The organism is Pinirhizobacter sp., assembly GCF_035317885.1.
Classification (GTDB): domain Bacteria; phylum Pseudomonadota; class Gammaproteobacteria; order Xanthomonadales; family Rhodanobacteraceae; genus Pinirhizobacter.
On sequence record NZ_DATHFX010000002.1, the window covers coordinates 1 to 3,432 of the forward strand.

1 protein-coding gene and 1 pseudogene are annotated in these 3,432 nt (G+C 61.8%); both read left to right on the top strand.

Going from position 1 to position 3,432, the window contains the following annotated elements:
* Positions 1 to 573 (top strand): annotated as a pseudogene (locus tag VK519_RS00010) (TonB-dependent receptor); the annotation flags it as partial.
* Positions 574 to 849: 276 nt separating this feature from the next.
* Positions 850 to 3,432: TonB-dependent receptor (locus tag VK519_RS00015; protein WP_324346439.1), on the top strand; the 2,583-nt coding region annotated here is incomplete at its 3' end.

Here is a 3,432-nt window from a genome sequence, read left to right on the forward strand (position 1 = left end):
CGTGATGCCACCGGTGCCGTCACCAACATCCGCAGCGGCCCGATCAACTCGTCCAATGAACGGGTCGATGCGATTACCGCTGGCGCGAACTACCGCATCGGCATGGGCACCGCCGGCAACCTTACGCTGGGCGTGTCGTACAGCAACACGCTCAAGCACACGCTTCAGCAGTACGCCGGGGAAACCACGATCGACCTGCTGCGCGCACCGCAGTACTCCACCGACTTCAAGACCATCACCACCGCTTCGGTGGGCTGGGACCGGGGCGACTGGTCGGCCACGCTCTTCGGCAACCGCCGCGGCCGCACGCCGAACTACCTGGCGCAGGTGAACAACAGCTATGCCGTGCCTGGTGCCGGACGCCTGGGCTCGTGGACCACGTTCAACCTGAACATTGGTTACCAGCTCCCCGACGACGCCAGCCTGAGCCTGGTGTTGAACAACCTGCGTAACACCAAGCCGCCGATGGATCGCTCGTACTACGCGCTTCCGTATTTCAATGCGGATAATTACGACATCTATGGAAGATCCGTGTTCGTTGAATTCAACTGGCATTTTGGCGGCAAGAAATAACCGCAATATAAAACGATAATGTTTTGCGTAAGGGCGCCGCTTGGCGCCCTTATTTTTTGCGTATTTCGCAGTGTTTCACGATCGTGAATATATCGTCACGTAGTTGAAAGGGTATGAAAGGAACGCGAAAGAAAACCAGTGGAAGGTTGCTAATTGGAATTTAACAAGCAGCCTTGGCTTTTCTTAACGCCAAAGCCCGCAACGAAGGGGAGCACTCGTTGCTGGTGATAGTTCGATTGCATGGATGCCTTTGCCACTACTTGTCCGGAGATGCACATGTCCTTGGGGAATAACCACCGCAGCCGTCGCGCGCTTGCGCGACGCTCGCTTACACTGGCCGTTGTCACAGCCCTCTCGATGGGCGTTGCCGCGCCCGTGTTCGCACAGTCCACCACAGGTTCTATCTATGGTGACGCGCCGGCCGGCGCCAACGAAACGGTAACCCTGCAGAGTTCGTCGGGTCTTAACCGCACGATCACCGTGGGTGCCGACGGTCGTTTCTCGGCCAGCTCGCTGCCGCTGGGTACCTATACGGTGGCGCTGCTCCGTGACGGCGCCACGGTCGATACGCGCAACAACATCACGCTGTCTGCCGGTGGTGCCACCCAGGTGTCGTTCGGTGGCGGTCCCAACGCCGCAGGCGCGACGGAACTGGGCGCCATGCAGGTCACCGCCAATGCCCTGCCCACGATCGACGTGAGCCAGGTGGATTCCCGTACCACCATCACCTCGCAGCAGCTGGCCAAGTTGCCGCTGGCCCGCAACGCCGAATCCATCGCGCAGCTGGCGCCCGGCGTCAACGCCGGCACCTCGCTGCTCACCGGTGAGGGCGGCCGCGTGCTGAACTCCTTCGGCGGTTCGTCCATCGCCGAGAACGCGTACTACATCAACGGCTTCAACACCACCGATCCGCTGCGCAACTTCGGCGGCCTGACGCTCCCGTACGGCGCGATCGACCAGGAGCAGGTGCTGACCGGCGGCTACGGTGCGCAGTACGGCCGTTCCGACGGCGGCGTGATCAGCCAGGTGGGCAAGCGCGGTACCAATGAGTGGCACTTCGGCGCGCAGATCCTGTTCTCGCCCGATTCGCTGGAAGCCAACCCGAAGAACATCTACTACCCGACCGGCCCGCAGTTCCTTTCCAATGACGCCGGCGGCCGCCAGGGCCAGCCGTTCCGTTATCGCAACGAGAACAAGGACACGACCGAGACGGTTGATGGTTACTTCGGTGGCCCGCTGATCAAGGACAAGCTGTTCATCTTCGGCGCCGTGGAAGCCGAGCGCCGCGTCGACGGCCGCAACGTGCAGACCACCGACGTGGGCCAGGACACCAAGTACAGCTACACCGATCCGAAGTGGTACGCCAAGGTCGACTGGAACATCACCGACAACAACATCCTGGAATTCACCGGCGCCTCGGACAAGACCGACTACGACCCGAAGGTGTTCTCGTACGCCTATACCGACCCGAACAACATCAAGGGCACCCGCGGCGCGTACCAGGGACCAGGCGTAGCCACCAAGCAGGGCGCCGATCTGGGCATCCTCAAATACACCGGCTATATCACCGATGACATCACCATCGACGCCATGTACGGCAAGATGAAGCAGACCGACACCACGACTGTCAATTCACAGTTCCCGATCATCATCGGCGCGTCCAGCCAGAATCCGGCGTTCACGGGCGGTGGCCCGGGCTACACCGGTCAGGCGGTGGCTACCGGCCCGGTCGACAACCCGGACATCGTGGACAAGACGCGCAACCTGCGCTTCGACTTCAACTGGAAGGTAGGCTCGCACTCGATTACCGCCGGTATCGACAACATGGACATCCAGTCCCTCGGCGCCGGCTCGCAGTATCCGGGTGGTTTCGCCTACGACTACGCCCAAGGCAAACCCGGCGTGCCGATCAGCACGCAGGCCGGCGAGGAAGTCGCGGCCCCGGGCGGCGACGGGTACTACGTCGACAAGACCACCTTCACCACGTTCGCCAAGTCCGTGCGTGTGAAGCAGCGCGCCCAGTTCATCCAGGACGAATGGCAGGTTTCCGACCGCGTGCTGTTGTCCGTTGGCGTGCGTAATGACCAGTTCACCAACTACAACCCGAACGGCGATGCCTATATCCGCCTGACCCGCCCGAACCTGTCACCCCGCCTGGGTGCCAGTTGGGACGTCTACGGCGATTCCAGCCTGAAGGTGTACGCCAATGCGGGCCGCTACTACCTCGATGAGCCGTCCAACGTGGCCGTGCGCGGCGCGGCAGGCAGCACGGTGACCGACCAGTACTTCACCTATACCGGCATCGACCCGGTATCTGGCGTACCCACCGGCCTGACGCAGATCCCGCAGGGCCATTACCCAGGCGTGTCGGCCAACCTCGAGTTCGGCGTCCCGCCTGACCCGAAACAGGTGACGAGCAAGAACGTTTCGGCCGAGTACCAGGACGAGTACATCGCCGGTTTCGACAAGGCCTTCGACATGTTCGGCGACAAGTGGGTCGCCGGCGCCAAGGGCGTGTGGCGCAAACTGCGTAACGACCTGGATGACGTTTGCGATACGGCCATCTTCGGTGCCGAGGGTGTTGCCCAGGGCTTCGATGAGACCGCGGCGGAAGGCCAGGGTTGCTACATCATGAACCCGGGCAAGAACTCCACCTTCAATGTCCCCAATGGCGACGGCACCTACGGCACCATGACCATCCCCTGGTCTGCCTTCAACATGCCGGACCTGAAGCGCAAGTACGGCGCACTGAACATGTACCTGGAGCATCCGTACGACGGCAAGTGGTATGGCCGCCTGGATTACACCTGGTCGCACAGCTTCGGCAACACGGAAGGCTCGGTGCGTTCGGATATTGGC